We start from the raw sequence: 13,404 nt of genomic DNA on the forward strand, positions 1-13,404 counted from the left end.
GCCTCCGTCGCGGGGGGCCGCAGGCGCCCGGGAGCAGTCCTCGAACGCTCCCGGTACCGGCAGGACCGGAGGAGAAGGGCAGGGAGATGTCCGAGTACGTGCGGGACGTGATGACCGTGGCGGCGGCCTGCGTGCACCCCGACACCCCGCTGAGGGAGGCAGCCCGCCTGATGGACGCCCAGGGCATCGGCTGTGTGCTCGTGGCCCGGGACGGTCTGCTCACAGGGCTGCTCACGGACCGCGACATCACGGTGCGGGCGGTGGCCGGCGGAGCCGACACGCTGACCCTGAGCTGCGGCGCGGTGTGCACCGCGGCACCGGTGACCGTCGGTCTGGACGACACCGTGGCCACGGCCGAGAGGCTGATGCGGCGGCACGCCGTGCGACGGCTTCCGGTGGCTGAGGCGGGCCGCCCGCTGGGCCTGGTCTCACTCGGCGACCTCGTCGTGGACCAGGATCCGGAGTCGCTGCTCGCCGAGCTGGCCCGCGCGGCCTACCGTGCGTGAGCGGCGGTCCGCCGCGGGGCGTGCGACGCCCCGGCGCGGGTATCAGGTCGGGATGACGAGCACCCTGAGCAGTGCCGACCAGGCGGTCTTCGACCTGGTGGCCCGCCGGCACCTGCCCGGCGCGGACCGGGCCCTCCCCCTGCTGAGCCGAAGCGCCAACCACGGCGTGCTGTGGCTGACCGCGGCCGGCGCGGTCGCGGTGTGGGCCCGCGGCAAGCACCCCAAGGCCCGGCGCGCGGCGGTCCGCGGCACGGCCTCCCTGGCCCTGGCGTCCGCCACGGTCAACACCGTGGCCAAGTGGTCGGTCCGCCGGTCGCGTCCGCTGCTGGACACGGTCCCGCTGGTGCGGCGGCTCAAGCGGCAGCCGATCACCACCTCCTTCCCGTCCGGGCACTCCGCCTCGGCTGCGGCGTTCGTGGCGGGCATGGCCATGGAGTCCCGCACCCTGGGGGCCGCGCTGGCGCCGGTCGCCGGTGCGGTGGCGTTCTCCCGGGTGTACACCGGCGTGCACTATCCCAGCGACGTGGTCGCGGGCGCGGCGCTGGGCGTGGGTGCCGCCTACGCGGTGCGCAAGCTGTTCCCGGTGCGCACCCTGGCCGCCCCGCGTGCCCGGGTCGCGGTGGACGTGCCGGCGCTGCCGGACGGCAAGGGCCTGGTCGTGGTGGTCAACGCCGGCTCCGGCACCGCCACCGCCACCTCGGCGCTGGCCGAGGTGGCCATGCCCAGAGCCGACTTCGTGCACTGCGACCCGGCGGACGGGCGGCTGCTGGAGGAACTGGAGCAGGCGGCGCGGCGCGCCTCGGAGCTGCGGGGCGCGCTGGGGGTGTGCGGCGGGGACGGCACGGTCAACGCCGCGGCCCGCATGGCCGTCCGGTTCGGGGTGCCGCTGGCGGTGCTGCCAGGGGGGACGCTGAACCACTTCGCGCTGGACCTGGGCATCGAGGAGGTGCAGGACGCCGCGGCGGCGTTGAACGACGGCGAGGCGGTGAAGGTCGACCTGGGCCGGTTCAGCACCGACGGGTCGTTCCTCAACACGTTCGCGCTGGGTGCCTACCCCGAGCTGGTGCGCATCCGCGAGCACTGGTCGCCGCGCATCGGCGGCTGGCCCGCCGGGGTGCTGGCGGCCTTCCGGGTGCTGCGCGACTACCGGCCGATCGAGATCAGGATGAACGGCGAGCGGCACCAGGTCTGGCTGCTGTTCGCGGGCAACTGCCGCTACGACGGCCTGGGCCTGACCCCGCAGCGACGGTCCGACCTGTCGGACGGACTGCTGGACGTGCGGGTCGCGCACGCCGGCCAGTGGGCCCGTACCCGGCTGCTGCTCGCCGCGCTGGCCGGCACCCTGGAGCACTCCCCGGTACACGGCATGTCGCGGGTGCGGCGGTTGCGCATCGACTGGATCCAGCCCGGTACGCAGATGGCCTTCGACGGCGAGGTCACCGAGGCGCCCGGGAAACTGCGGCTGGACAAGCAGCAGGAGGCCCTGGTCGTGTACTGCCCGCTGTCCCGGTAGGACCGCCCGACCCCCACCCGCCCCACCCCACCCGACCCGCACCCGGTCCATCCGGTCCGCCTGGCCCTCCTGATCCACCGGTCCGAATCGCGAGACTATTCGTCCCGCGATTCGGACGCCGCGTTAGGGTCGGCGCATGTCGGAGCCTTCCGCCGTGTACACCCACGGCCACCACGAGTCCGTGCTGCGCTCGCACCGCAGCCGCACCGCGGCGAACTCGGCCGCCTACCTGCTTCCCGACCTCGCGCCGGGCCTGGACCTGCTGGACGTGGGCTGCGGGCCGGGCACGATCACCGTCGACCTGGCCGAGCGGGTCGCCCCTGGCCGCGTGGTCGCGCTGGACCCGGCTCCCGACGCGCTGCACGCGGCACGCGGCGAGGCCGCCCGGCGGGGCCTGCGAGGCGTGGAGTTCGTCCAGGGCGATGTGCACCGCCTCGACCACGAGGATGACTCCTTCGACGTGGTGCACGCCCACCAGGTCCTCCAGCACGTCGCCGATCCGGTGGCCGCGCTGCGGGAGATGCGGCGGGTCTGCCGGCCCGGCGGCGTGGTGGCCGTCAGGGACGCCGACTACGCGGCGATGACCTGGTACCCGCGGCTGCCCGCGCTGGACGCCTGGCTCGACCTGTACCAGCGTGTCGCGCGGTCCGGAGGCGGTGAACCGGACGCCGGCCGGCGTCTGCTGCACTGGGCGCAGCAGGCCGGTTTCACCGAGGTGACACCGTCCGCGGGCGTGTGGTGCTTCGCCACCGAGGAGGAGCGGGCCTGGTGGAGCGGACTGTGGGCGGACCGTACGGTGCACTCCGACTACGCCGACCTCGCGGTGCGGGGCGGCCACGCCACCGCGGCCGAACTGGCGGGCGTCGCAGCCGGCTGGCGGTCCTGGGGTGTGGCGGAAGGGGCCTGGTTCGCGGTGCTGCACGGCGAGATCCGCTGCCGCGCCTGACGCCCGGCCGGGTGCCAACCAGCTTGTCGGGCATGGAGATTCTCGGAACCTCGCTGCGGGTGTGCGTGCCCGACCTGGAGGCCGCAGTGCCCGTCTTCGAGCGGCTGACCCGGTGCGAGGCGCAGCGGTTCAGCAACGGCCCGGTGTCGGCGGCGGCCGTCGGCCGTTCATGCTGATGTCCGGACCCGCCCAGCACCTGGACGTGCTGCGCCGGATCACCGCGACGCTTGCGGTGCGGGACGCCGACGCGGCTGTGGCGGAGCTGCGGGCCGTCGGCGCGGACATCATCGCCGGTCCGCAGGCCACCCCGATCGGCCGGAGTGTGGTGGCCCGCCATCCGGACGGCTCGATCTTCGAATACGTCGACCGTCCGGGAGCAAGGACTGACCACCCCGGAGCGAGGGGCTGACCACCCGGGAAGGACGAGCCGACCGTCCGTCCGAGTGCCGAAGCCTGCGGGCCCGCGCCGGCGGCGGCCGGTGCGGGGGTGGCGGCTCAGCCGACGGTCAGCACCACCTTGCCGCGGGTCCGGCCGGACTGGCTGAGGCGCCACGCCTCGGCCGCGTCGGCCAGCGGCAGGGTCCGGTCCACGTGCACGGTGAGCCGGCCCGTGTCGGCCAGGTCGGCCAGCACGGCGAGGTCCGCGGCGTCGGGCCGGACGAACAGGTAGTGGCCGCCCTTGGCCGCCACCTCCCCGTCGACCACGGACACCACGCGGCTGCGTTCGGCCAGCAGTTCCTGGGAGGTCTCGACCGCACCGCCGCCCACGAAGTCCAGCGCGGCGTCGATCCCGTCGGGCGCCAGCTCGCGCACCCGCTCGGCCAGGCCGTCGCCGTACTCGACCGGTTCGGCGCCCAGATCCCGAAGGAATCCGTGGTTGCGCTCGCTGGCCGTGCCGATCACCCGGGCGCCCCGGGCGACCGCGATCTGCACCGCGAGCGAGCCGACGCCGCCGGAGGCCGCGTGCACCAGCACGGTGTCGCCGCTGCCTACCGCCAGGCGGTCCAGGCACTGCAGGGCGGTGAGGCCCACGAGCGGCAGTCCTCCGGCCTGCTCCCAGTCGAGCGAGGCCGGTTTCCGGGCCAGGGTGCGCACCGGGGCGGGCACGAGTTCTGCGTACGTGCCGTGCTGCACCTCGTCGCGCCGCACGTAGCCGATGACCTCGTCGCCCTCCGCGAACTCGCTGACGTCCGCCCCGGTCCGCTCGACCACCCCGGCCACGTCCCAGCCGGGCACCAGCGGGAAGTGGGCGTACATCGCCCCGTCCAGGTAGCCGGCGCCGACCTTCCAGTCGACCGGGTTGACGCCCGCGGTCCGCACCCGGACGAGCACGGTGTCGGGTCCGACGCGCGGGTCGGGGAGTTCGGTGAGCTCCAGGTTCTCGGGGCCGCCGTAGTTCTTCAGTGCGATGGCTTTCATGCCGGTACGTGTACCCGGTGCGGTCGGATCGTCCCGGACACGGGGTCGACTGTGGCGAACCGCACCTGCTCGGCCCTGCGCCGGCGCAGGGCCGAGCAGGTGCGGTTGCCGGTGCCGTGCCCCGGACGGACGATGGAGGAAACCGGTCGGCGGCACCTGCGCGTCGGGGGCCGGCGGCCACCGGTCCGTCCTGCACGGAGGTACACACCATGACCACGGCCAAGGACATCATGCACGCGGGCGCCCAGTGGATTCCCGCGTCGGAGACGCTGGACCGGGCGGCGCAGCTGATGCGCGAGCTGAACGTGGGCGCGCTGCCCATCAGCGACTCCGACGAACGGCTGTGCGGCATCCTCACCGACCGCGACATCGTCGTGGAGTGCGTGGCCATGGGCCACGACCCGGCCCGCACCACCTGCGGCGACCTGGCGCACGGCACACCGCGCTGGATCGACGCGGACGCTGAGGTGTCCGAGGTGCTGGAGGAGATGCAGAGCCACCAGATCCGCCGTCTGCCGGTGATCGAGAACAAGCGGCTGGTCGGCATGATCAGCGAGGCGGATCTGGCGCAGCACCTGTCGGAGCACGAGATCGCCGCGTTCGTCGAGCGGGTCTACGCCGGTTAGCTCCCCCGTCTCAGCCGCCGGCCGGCAGCGTGCCGACGTCGGGTCGTTCCAGGCCGAACACCGTTCTGTAGAGGGCCATCTCCGCCTCCAGGGCACGCACGATGGTCTCCGCCCGGCGGAAGCCGTGCCCCTCGCCCTCGAAGGTGAGGTAGGCGTGGGCCGGACCGTCCGGCGGCATCAGCCGCATGAACCGCTCGCTCTGCGCGGGCGGGCAGATCACGTCGTCCAGTCCCTGCATCAGCAGGAACGGCACCGAGATCCGGTCGGTGCCGTGGACGGGTGAACGCTCCCGGCTGCGGGCCGGCAGGCTCTGCCGCGGGCCCACCAGGGACTCCAGGTAGCGCGACTCGAAGTCGTGCGTGCCGCTGTCGGCCCAGCCCGCCAGGTCCAGCACGGGGTAGCTGATCACCGCGCAGGCGTACACGCCCTCGGCGGCGGGTGCGACCAGCGAGACCGCTGCCGTCCAGCCGCCCGCGCTGCCGCCGCGGACGGCGATGCGGGCCCGGTCGGCGGTGCCCTCCTCGGCCAGCGCGCGGGCCACCGCGGCGCAGTCCTCCACGTCCACCACGCCCCACTGCTCGCGCAGCCGTTCCCGATAGGCCCGCCCGTAGCCGGTCGACCCGCCGTAGTCGACGTCCGCCACGCCGATGCCACGTGAGGTGAAGTAGGCCGTCTCCAGGTCGAGGGCGAGCGGTGAACGGCCGGTGGGCCCGCCGTGCACCCGGATGACGTAGGGCGGGAGTTCGCCGTCCGGCGCGGTGCGGCCGGGGTGGTGCGGCGGGTAGACGTGCACGGGCACGCTGTGGCCGTCGGGGCGGTTGAACGCCCGGATCAGCGGCTCCGGGTAGTACGCCGGGTCCACCGGGTCGCGGTGGGGCTCGGCGAGCACCCGGCTGTGCCCGGTGCAGGTGTCCAGTTCGACGATCTCGCAGCCGCTGCGCGGGCTCGCCGCGATGCCGACCACGCGGCTGCCGACGGCGGCCAGCGACGGTGACCACTCCGTCCACGGCCCCGGCGCGTCGACCAGTTCGCCGCCTTCCGGGTCCAGTATGCCGAGCGACTTGGGCCCTCTGCCGTGCAGCACGGCCAGCGGCCCGGTGGGCAGCGGCACGAACCAGCGCCGCCCGATCTGCCACAGCGCGTCGCCGAACTCCTCGGCCCTGGGGCACAGCGACAGCGGCGGCCCGTTCTCCGGGTCGACCCGGTAGAGGTTCCACCATCCGGAGCGGTCGGAGACCGCCAGCAGGCTGCCGTCCGCGGCCCACTCGGTCTGCGCGACCGACTCGCGCGGCCCGCCGAGCACCGTGCGGGCGGACTCCAGCCAGCCGTCGCCGCCGACCTCGGCCAGCCGCAGCTCGGTGCCGTCCCACGGCATGCGCGGGTGGTCCCAGGCCAGCCAGGCGGCGTGCCGTCCGTCCGGCGAGATCCGCGGGCCGGTCACGAAGTGGTGCGTGTCGGGGGTGAGTTCGCGCACTGCGTCGCGGTCCTGGGCGGCGGAGCCGTCCAGGGGGACGGCGGCAAGCACGCGGCGGACGTCGGTGGGCGCCGGGCCGGTGAACTCCTCCAGCACGCACCACACCTCGCCGCGCTCGGGCAGCACCACCGGGTCCGCCCAGCGCAGCCCGCCGCCCGCCGAAGGCGGACCGAGCGGCGACAGCGGGGTCAGCGGGTGCGGCGACGCGCCCGGCTGGTCCGGTTCGAAGCGGTACAGCCGCTGGTCGGCGTGGTGCACGAAGACCATGAGCGGCCCGCCCGACGGCCTGGCGGCCCCGGCCCACGGGCAGCCCCCGTACTCGATCACGCGGCTTCGTACGTCCCACGGCGCGGGCAGCGCCGGTGCGGGGGCCGCGCCGTCCGCCGTGAACCGCATCCACGCCCGGCGGCCGCCCTCGTCGGGGCGCGGCGCCGTCCACCACACCTCCTGGCCGACCGCGCCGAGGTGGTCGGGGCGCCCGTCGTGCGTGGCCACCAGTTCCGCGTCGATCGGGGACGGCCAGGTGCCGTAGGGGGCCTGTACGGTCACCATCGGGTGCGCCTCCTAGAGCGCGCGCAGGGCGCGGTCGAATACCCGGACACCGAAGTGCAGCGCGTCAACTGGTACCCGTTCGTCCACCCCGTGGAACATCGCCTGGTGGTCGAAGCCCTCCGGGAGGCGCAGCGGGGCGTAGCCGTAGCCGGTGACGCCGAGCCGGGAGAACTGCTTGGCGTCGGTGCCGCCCGACATGCAGTACGGCACGACGTGCGCCTGCGGGTCGAAGTGCTCAAGCGCCTCGCGCAGCACGGCGAACGTGGGCGCGTCGGCGGGTGCCTGGAGCGGGATCTCGCGGTGCTGGAACTGCCATTCGACGTCCGGCCCCACCAGGGTGTCCATGGTCGCCACGAACTCCTCCTCGTAGCCGGGCAGCATGCGGCCGTCGACGTGCCCGGTCGCGGTGCTCGGGATGACGTTGGTCTTGTAACCGGCTTCCAGCATCGTCGGGTTGGTGCTGTTGCGCAGGGTCGGCGCGACCAGTGCCGCGGCCCGCCCCAGGCGGTCGAGGAACGCGTCCGCGTCGAAGTCGGGGGCGTCCAGGTCGGGTTGATCGAGTCCGTGGACGGCGGCGAGTTCGGTCAGCGCGGCCCGCACGGTCGGCACCAGCCGGACCGGCCAGCGGTGCTCGGCGATGCGGTGCACGGCACCCGCGAGCCGGCTGACGGCGTTCTCCCGGTTTGTCTTCGAGCCGTGGCCGGCCCGGCCGCGGGCGGTGAGGCGCATCCACGCCGTGCCGCGTTCACCCGCGGCGACCGGGTAGAGCCGCCGGCCGCCGTCGGCGTGGAAGGTGTACGCGCCGGACTCGCTGACGCCCTCGGTGCAGCCCTCGAACAGCTCCGGGTGGGAGCGCGCCAGGAAGCCCGACCCGTAGTCGGCGCTGTCCTCCTCGTCGGCGGTGAACGCCAGCACCACGTCGCGCCGGGGCCGTACCCCCGCGCGTGCCCAGGCGCGGACCACGGCCAGGACCATGGCGTCGGTGCTCTTCATGTCGACCGCGCCGCGGCCCCACACCACACCGTCGCGGACCTCGCCGGAGAAGGGCGCCACCGTCCACTCGGCGGCGTCGGCGGGCACCACGTCGAGGTGGCCGTGGACGAGCAGCGCGTCCGCGGACGGGTCGCTGCCGGCGAGCCGCGCGACGACGTTGGTGCGCCCCGGCGCCTTCTCCAGCAGCTGCGGCTCCAGGCCTGCGTCGGCGAGCCGCTCGGCGACGTACTCGGCTGCCGGCCGCTCCAGGCCGTCGCCGCCGCCGCGGTTGGTGGTGTCGTACCGGATGAGGTCGCTGGTGAACGTCACCGCCTCGTCCAGGGCCTGCTGGTCGATGTGCGCGGGGTCAGCCATAGGTCTCCTCCACCGCTGCCGAGACGACCGTGGTGACGGCCTTGAAGCAGCGGATCGCTTCGTACATGTCCGGCGAGCCGTACGCTACCCGGCGTTCACCCGTTCGGCGCACTCCGGGGACGACGGTCGCGGCGCCCGCCAGGTGCTCCGCGTCGAACTCCACCTCCAGCTCGTGCGGGGTGCTCGCCGGCTGCTCGCGCACGGCGAGCGCGGCGGCGTCCCGGGCCGCCGCGCGGATGCCCGCGGCGGTGACCGCCGGGGTGCGGCACACCGCGGCGTACCGGGAGACGTGGTCCTTGACCGCGCAGGTGCGGGCGGCCGGCGCGTACCCCTTGGCGTCCTCGCAGGTGAGGTCGTCCCCGGTGACGAGCACCACCGGCACGCCGAACTCCGCGGCCACCAGCGCGTTCAGCCGGCCCTCGCTGGCGCGGGCGCCGTCCACCCACACGCCGGTGATGGAGTTCGCCAGGTAGGTGTGCGCCAGCACACCCTCGCTGCCCGCGCCGGTGTGGTACCCGACGAAGGCGACGCCGTCGACGTCTCCGTGCTGCACACCTTCGACCATGCTCAGCGCCTTGTGCCGGCCGGTGAGCAGCACCGCCCGGTCGTCCAGCTGCTCCAGCAGCAGGTTGCGCATCGTCCAGTGCGCCTCGTTGACGAGCACCTCGTCGGCGCCGCCGTCGAAGAACCCGGCGACGGCGGCGTTGACGTCGCCGGTGAACATCGGGCGGCAGCGTTCCCACTGGGGTGCGCCGGGCAGCACGTCGGCCGGCCAGGTCACCCCGGTGGCACCTTCCATGTCGGCGCTGACGAGGATCTTCATGCCCGGCACGTTACGCGCTCGCCCGGTGCCGCAGAGGTCTCGCCGGACGTCGCGGCGCGTGCCCTCCGCCGCAGTCAGCCATTCCGCCCAACGACAAGCCAGTTGGAGGGCAGTTCCACCGGTGCGCCGTCCGCGCCGGGCTCGGTGGTGGTGAGCGGAGTGGCCCCGGAGGCAAGCACGCCGAGACCGGCCGCGGTGAACAGGCGGGGCACCGCGTCGTCGGGCATCTCCATCGGCGCTATGCCGTGGCCGAATATCGCGGCGAGCCGCTGCGGCGGGCCGCCGGGACGCGCCATGAGGCCCATGAGGACGTCCTTGGCAGCGGCGGCGGGTTCGAGCACGAACGCCCGGCCGCGTTCGCCCAGCAGGTGGACGAGGGATTCGGCGATGGCCGCCCGCGCCGGTTCCGGGCTCTGGTGCAGGACGCCTCGCACGTACACGTGGGCGTCCCCCAGTTCGTCGTGCAGGCGCTCGGCAGCGGCCGGGTCGGCCGCGTCGCCCTGCCGGAAGTCGACCCGGTCCGCGCCGGGCAGCGTCCGGGCACGTTCGACGGCCGCCGCCGACAGGTCGAGGCCCACCACCGGGCGGTAGTGGGCGGCGAGGAACACGGTCTGGGTGCCGTTGCCGCAGCCCACGTCCACCAGCGGCAGCCCGGCGGGCAGGTGCTCGCGGAACAGGGTGAGGTGGCGGGCGGCGGTGAGGTCGGGCCGGGCGTCCCAGAAGACCTCCCCGGCCTTGTCGGGCGCGTCGCGCCAGAACGACTCCCATGCGTCGTGGTGCTCCTTGGACGTCTCCATGTGTGCCCCCCGGGTGGGTGGATGCGGCGGTGGCCGGCTGCGGGCAGTGCGTGGATGCGCTGGACGTCGGTCGCGGGGCCTGTGGTGCCGGTCGCGAGGCGGACGGACGGTCGGCGGTGCTTCTGCTGGCGGGCGCGGTGCGGCGACACGGTGCGGTGCGGTGGGCGATGGGCGGCGGGCGGGCGGGGCCGGGGGTCAGCGCGGGCGGCGCGGCAGGGCCTGCTCCCACCACACGGTCTTGCCGCGGGCGGTGCGGCTCGTGCCCCAGCGGCGTGCGAGGCGGCTGACCACCCGCAGGCCCCGTCCGGAGGGGCGCAGCCCGGAGACGTGCAGCAGTTGCGGCAGCTCGTGGTCGTCGTCGAACACCTCGCACAGCAGCGCGTCGGTGCGCACCAGGCGCACCTCGACACGGCGGCTGTGCGCGTGCTGCACGGCGTTGGTGACGACCTCGCTGACCAGCAGTTCGGCCGTGTCGCTCTCCGCCGCCAGGCCCCAGGCCGCGAGGCGCTCGCGCACCAGCCGCCGGGCCCTGCCCGCGGCCTGCGGTTCCAGGTCCAGTTCCCAGCGGGCGACGTCGTCCTCGGGGATGCCGTTGAGGCGTGCCATCAGGAGTGCCACGTCGTCCTTGCGCCCGTCCTGGTCGCCGGTGGCGGCTGCCAGCGAGCGGATGACGGTGTCGCAGGCGTCGTCCATCGACGCGGCCGGGTGGGCGGCGGACTCGCACAGCGCGGCGAGCCCGGCGCCGATGTCCTGGCCGCGCACCTCCACCAGACCGTCCGTGCACATCACCAGCCGGTCACCGGGGGCGACGGGCACCACGGCCGTCTCGAAGGCGACTCCCCCGACGCCCACCGGCGCACCGGTGGGCAGGTCCAGCAGCTCGCTGCCGCCGTCCGCGGCCCGGACCAGCACCGGCGGGATGTGCCCGGCGTTGGCGATCAGCAGCCGCGACTCGACCGGGTCGTAGACCGCGTAGAGACAGGTCGCGAGGTAGTTCTCGCCCAGCCGCTGCGCAAGGTCGTCGAGGTTGCGGAGCAGCTGTGCGGGTTCCATGTCCAGGCCTGCCATGGTCTGCACGGCGGTGCGCAACTGGCCCATCATCGCTGCGGAGTTCAGGCCGTGGCCCATCACGTCGCCGACCACCAGCGCGGTCCGCGAGCCGGGCAGCTGCACGGTGTCGAACCAGTCCCCGCCGACCCGCCCGAGCCTCGTCCCCGGCAGGTAGCGGGTGGCGGTGTCGCAGCCCGCCATGCGCGGCGCGATCCGGGGCAGCATGCTGTCCTGGAGGGTGTCGGCGACGTTCTCCTGGTACGTGTACATGCGGGCGTTGTCCAGCACCAGGCCTGCACGGGCGGCGAGTTCCGCACCGGTGACCCGGTCCATGTCGTTGAACTCGGCGCGCTCGCGACGGCGCAGCAGGATCATGAAGCCCAGCACGACCTGGCGGGCCTTCAGCGGCACGACCAGCATCGAGCGGTGGTTGATCAGGGGCCGGATGTCGCGCTTCTCGAACTGCGCGGCGATGGCGTTGCCCATCTCCTCGCTGATGCGTGGCACGAGTACCGGTTCGCCGCTCGTCATGCACTGGAAGAACGGCGTGTGCACGGGAAAGGGCATGGACTCGCCGACGGGGACCACGTCGTCCCAGCGGCCGGGCTCGTCGTTGTGCTCCACGGCCACCCGGTGCCACAGCGTGGTGGCGTCCGGAGGCCCGTCGGGAAATCCCTCACCGGCGATGACCTGCTCACGCAGGTAGGTGCCGGCGACGTCGGTGAAACGCGGCACGACGGCCTCGCTCACCTCCTGGATGGTGGCGGCCAGGTCGAGCGAGGTGCCGATCCGCCCGCTGACCTCGTTCAGGAACTCCAGGCGCTCCCGGACCGCCGCGTACTCCAGGTCCGTCTCCGGGTCCGCCGCGGCCGGCGCCGGCCGCTCGGCGGAACCGTCCGCCGAGCGCCGGGCCCGGCGCTCCACCCGGCGCGGGACGCCCCAGTCGGGTGTCACCGGGACCCGGTGGTGGCGGCTGATCTCCAGTACGGGATAGCCCAGTTCAAGCACCTGGGAGACGATGCGGGTGCTCTCCTGCGGGCTCATGCTCGGCAGGATCTCCGGTAAGCGGGCCGCCAGTTCGCGTGAACCGGGGAAGTCGGTGTGCAGGGCGAGGGCGGGCATCACCCGCTCGTTGTCCTGCGCTTCGGCCGAGTCGGGCAGCGACAGCGCGGCCGCACCGGTGGCGAGCACCAGCAGGCGCTCGGGCCCGGGCCCGACCAGTGGGTAGGCCCACCACAGCACGTCGCCGCCCGGCCCTTCACCGCCGGACGTCCTGGCCCGCCCGGAGGTCGCGTACGACGCGGCTCCGCGCACCCCGGCATCCCAACCGGGGTCGCCGAACGCGCCGCCGACCGGCATGAGTTCGGAGGCCCTGGCGCCGAGCGCCTGCTCACGTCCACAGCCGAAGAGACGTACCGCGCCGGCGCTCCAGTGCGAGATCGCGCCGTGGGCGTCGGCCACCACGACCGCCAGCGGAATGCGCCCGGTGACGGCGGAGACGGGAAACTCTGGATGGCCACGGGGCTGCTCGTGCTCCACGGTTCCGGCTCTCCTTCCGAGACGGCCTCCACCACAGTACGACCACCGGGGCGTATCGCACCGGGCAATGTGGTAAAAGGTCGCACGCCCGCGCATCCGTGCGCCCCTTGCACGCCGAACACACGCTGGGGTACGCCCCCGTCTCCACGACGGCGATGCGACGGCGACGGAAGCTGCTTCCGTCGCCGTCGCCGTAACCGTGCCGGGGCCGTGCCGATCGGCCGCACCGCGGCCGGACCACCCGAAACGGTGAACCGGCCAGCGGCTACTTCTCCGTCTCGGCGGCGAGGCGGTCCAGGATCTCGCCGTAGATCCGGCCCAGTCCGCGCGGCGCGAAGGTCTTCTCGAAGAAGCCGCCGACGCCGCCCGCACCGTTCCACACCGTGGTGACGGTGACGCGCGAGGTGCCCTCCGCGCTCCCGGGGGTGACCGTCCAGGTGGTCACCATCGAGGAGTTGCGGTCCTTCTCGACCAGGCTGCCCTCGGCGGGCTCGTCCACGTCGAGCAGGCAGTCGCGGATGCGCTTACTGGTGGCCTGGAGCTTCCAGTGCACCAGAGTTCCCTTGCCGTCGCCGCCCTCCCGCACCTCGTACTCGCTGAAGTGCCCGGGCAGCAGCTTCTCGCGTGTTCCCCGGTAGTCAGCGAGGGCGTCGAAGACCGTCTCCGGCTTCGCCGCGATCTCCCGCTGGCTGGTGGCCTCGACCTGCGCCATGAGTCCTCCTGTGGTGAACCGCGGCCGACCGCCGCGGTACCCGCCATCCCATCACCCGCGCCACGCCCGCCACAATCCAGGTTGACATCCACGAAGGGAA

The 13,404-nt window shown here is 74.0% G+C and carries 11 protein-coding genes and 1 pseudogene; 5 read left to right on the top strand and 7 right to left on the bottom strand.

Features of this window, described 5'->3' with window-relative positions; all coding sequences use genetic code 11:
- Nucleotides 1-86: 86 nt before the first annotated feature.
- The 4 genes and pseudogenes from QNO07_RS01540 to QNO07_RS01555 all read left to right on the top strand — a co-directional run bounded on the left by QNO07_RS01540 (nt 87) and on the right by QNO07_RS01555 (nt 3,374).
- Nucleotides 87-506, top strand: a complete 420-nt coding sequence (locus QNO07_RS01540) for a CBS domain-containing protein (RefSeq protein WP_283989480.1) — start codon at nt 87-89, stop codon at nt 504-506.
- 52 nt (nt 507-558) lie between these two features.
- Nucleotides 559-2,019 (top strand): bifunctional phosphatase PAP2/diacylglycerol kinase family protein, encoded by a 1,461-nt coding sequence (locus QNO07_RS01545; protein WP_283989481.1) that lies wholly within the window; start codon nt 559-561, stop codon nt 2,017-2,019.
- A gap of 136 nt (nt 2,020-2,155) precedes the next feature.
- Entirely contained in the window at nt 2,156-2,965 is an 810-nt protein-coding gene (locus QNO07_RS01550) for a class I SAM-dependent methyltransferase (RefSeq protein WP_283989483.1), read from the top strand.
- Nucleotides 2,966-2,997: 32 nt separating this feature from the next.
- Nucleotides 2,998-3,374 (top strand): annotated as a pseudogene (locus QNO07_RS01555) (VOC family protein).
- 86 nt (nt 3,375-3,460) lie between these two features.
- On the opposite strand, the gene QNO07_RS01560 reads toward QNO07_RS01555, so the two are convergent.
- Nucleotides 3,461-4,384, bottom strand: coding sequence for an NADP-dependent oxidoreductase (locus QNO07_RS01560; protein WP_283989484.1), 924 nt, complete (start codon nt 4,382-4,384; stop codon nt 3,461-3,463).
- Between the two features lie 209 nt (nt 4,385-4,593).
- Between QNO07_RS01560 and QNO07_RS01565 the strand changes: the two genes are divergently transcribed.
- Nucleotides 4,594-5,010: a CBS domain-containing protein gene (locus QNO07_RS01565; RefSeq protein WP_283989486.1), complete on the top strand. Its 417-nt coding sequence runs from the start codon at nt 4,594-4,596 to the stop codon at nt 5,008-5,010.
- A gap of 10 nt (nt 5,011-5,020) precedes the next feature.
- On the opposite strand, the gene QNO07_RS01570 is transcribed toward QNO07_RS01565, so the two are convergent.
- The 6 genes from QNO07_RS01570 to QNO07_RS01595 all read right to left on the bottom strand — a co-directional run bounded on the left by QNO07_RS01570 (nt 5,021) and on the right by QNO07_RS01595 (nt 13,304).
- Nucleotides 5,021-7,036, bottom strand: a complete 2,016-nt coding sequence (locus QNO07_RS01570; protein WP_283989487.1) for a prolyl oligopeptidase family serine peptidase — start codon at nt 7,034-7,036, stop codon at nt 5,021-5,023.
- 12 nt (nt 7,037-7,048) lie between these two features.
- Nucleotides 7,049-8,383, bottom strand: a complete 1,335-nt coding sequence (locus QNO07_RS01575) for a M20/M25/M40 family metallo-hydrolase (protein ID WP_283989488.1) — start codon at nt 8,381-8,383, stop codon at nt 7,049-7,051.
- The gene (locus tag QNO07_RS01580) at nt 8,376-9,206 is read right to left on the bottom strand and encodes a M55 family metallopeptidase (protein ID WP_283989489.1); all 831 of its coding nucleotides are present in this window, start codon (nt 9,204-9,206) and stop codon (nt 8,376-8,378) included. Before QNO07_RS01580 ends, QNO07_RS01575 begins: the two co-directional genes overlap by 8 nt.
- Nucleotides 9,207-9,280: 74 nt before the next feature.
- The gene (locus QNO07_RS01585) at nt 9,281-10,003 is read right to left on the bottom strand and encodes a class I SAM-dependent methyltransferase (RefSeq protein ID WP_283989490.1); all 723 of its coding nucleotides are present in this window, start codon (nt 10,001-10,003) and stop codon (nt 9,281-9,283) included.
- A gap of 195 nt (nt 10,004-10,198) precedes the next feature.
- The gene (locus tag QNO07_RS01590; RefSeq protein ID WP_283989491.1) at nt 10,199-12,592 is read right to left on the bottom strand and encodes an ATP-binding SpoIIE family protein phosphatase; all 2,394 of its coding nucleotides are present in this window, start codon (nt 12,590-12,592) and stop codon (nt 10,199-10,201) included.
- A 265-nt stretch (nt 12,593-12,857) separates the two neighbouring features.
- Entirely contained in the window at nt 12,858-13,304 is a 447-nt protein-coding gene (locus QNO07_RS01595) for an SRPBCC family protein (RefSeq protein WP_283989492.1), read from the bottom strand.
- Between the last annotated feature and the right edge of the window lie 100 nt (nt 13,305-13,404).

This window comes from Streptomyces sp. 549 (genome assembly GCF_030124175.1).
Taxonomy (GTDB): Bacteria; Actinomycetota; Actinomycetes; order Streptomycetales; family Streptomycetaceae; genus Streptomyces.

What these genes read in the sequence shown, in the direction of transcription:
- QNO07_RS01545 (WP_283989481.1), top strand. Translation starts at nt 559, where the DNA reads ATGACGAGCACCCTGAGCAGTGCCGACCAGGCGGTCTTCGACCTGGTG.
- QNO07_RS01575 (WP_283989488.1), bottom strand. Translation starts at nt 8,383, where the DNA reads ATGGCTGACCCCGCGCACATCGACCAGCAGGCCCTGGACGAGGCGGTG.
- QNO07_RS01550 (WP_283989483.1), top strand. Translation starts at nt 2,156, where the DNA reads ATGTCGGAGCCTTCCGCCGTGTACACCCACGGCCACCACGAGTCCGTG.
- QNO07_RS01560 (WP_283989484.1), bottom strand. Translation starts at nt 4,384, where the DNA reads ATGAAAGCCATCGCACTGAAGAACTACGGCGGCCCCGAGAACCTGGAG.
- QNO07_RS01565 (WP_283989486.1), top strand. Translation starts at nt 4,594, where the DNA reads ATGACCACGGCCAAGGACATCATGCACGCGGGCGCCCAGTGGATTCCC.
- QNO07_RS01595 (WP_283989492.1), bottom strand. Translation starts at nt 13,304, where the DNA reads ATGGCGCAGGTCGAGGCCACCAGCCAGCGGGAGATCGCGGCGAAGCCG.
- QNO07_RS01585 (WP_283989490.1), bottom strand. Translation starts at nt 10,003, where the DNA reads ATGGAGACGTCCAAGGAGCACCACGACGCATGGGAGTCGTTCTGGCGC.
- QNO07_RS01580 (WP_283989489.1), bottom strand. Translation starts at nt 9,206, where the DNA reads ATGAAGATCCTCGTCAGCGCCGACATGGAAGGTGCCACCGGGGTGACC.
- QNO07_RS01570 (WP_283989487.1), bottom strand. Translation starts at nt 7,036, where the DNA reads ATGGTGACCGTACAGGCCCCCTACGGCACCTGGCCGTCCCCGATCGAC.
- QNO07_RS01540 (WP_283989480.1), top strand. Translation starts at nt 87, where the DNA reads ATGTCCGAGTACGTGCGGGACGTGATGACCGTGGCGGCGGCCTGCGTG.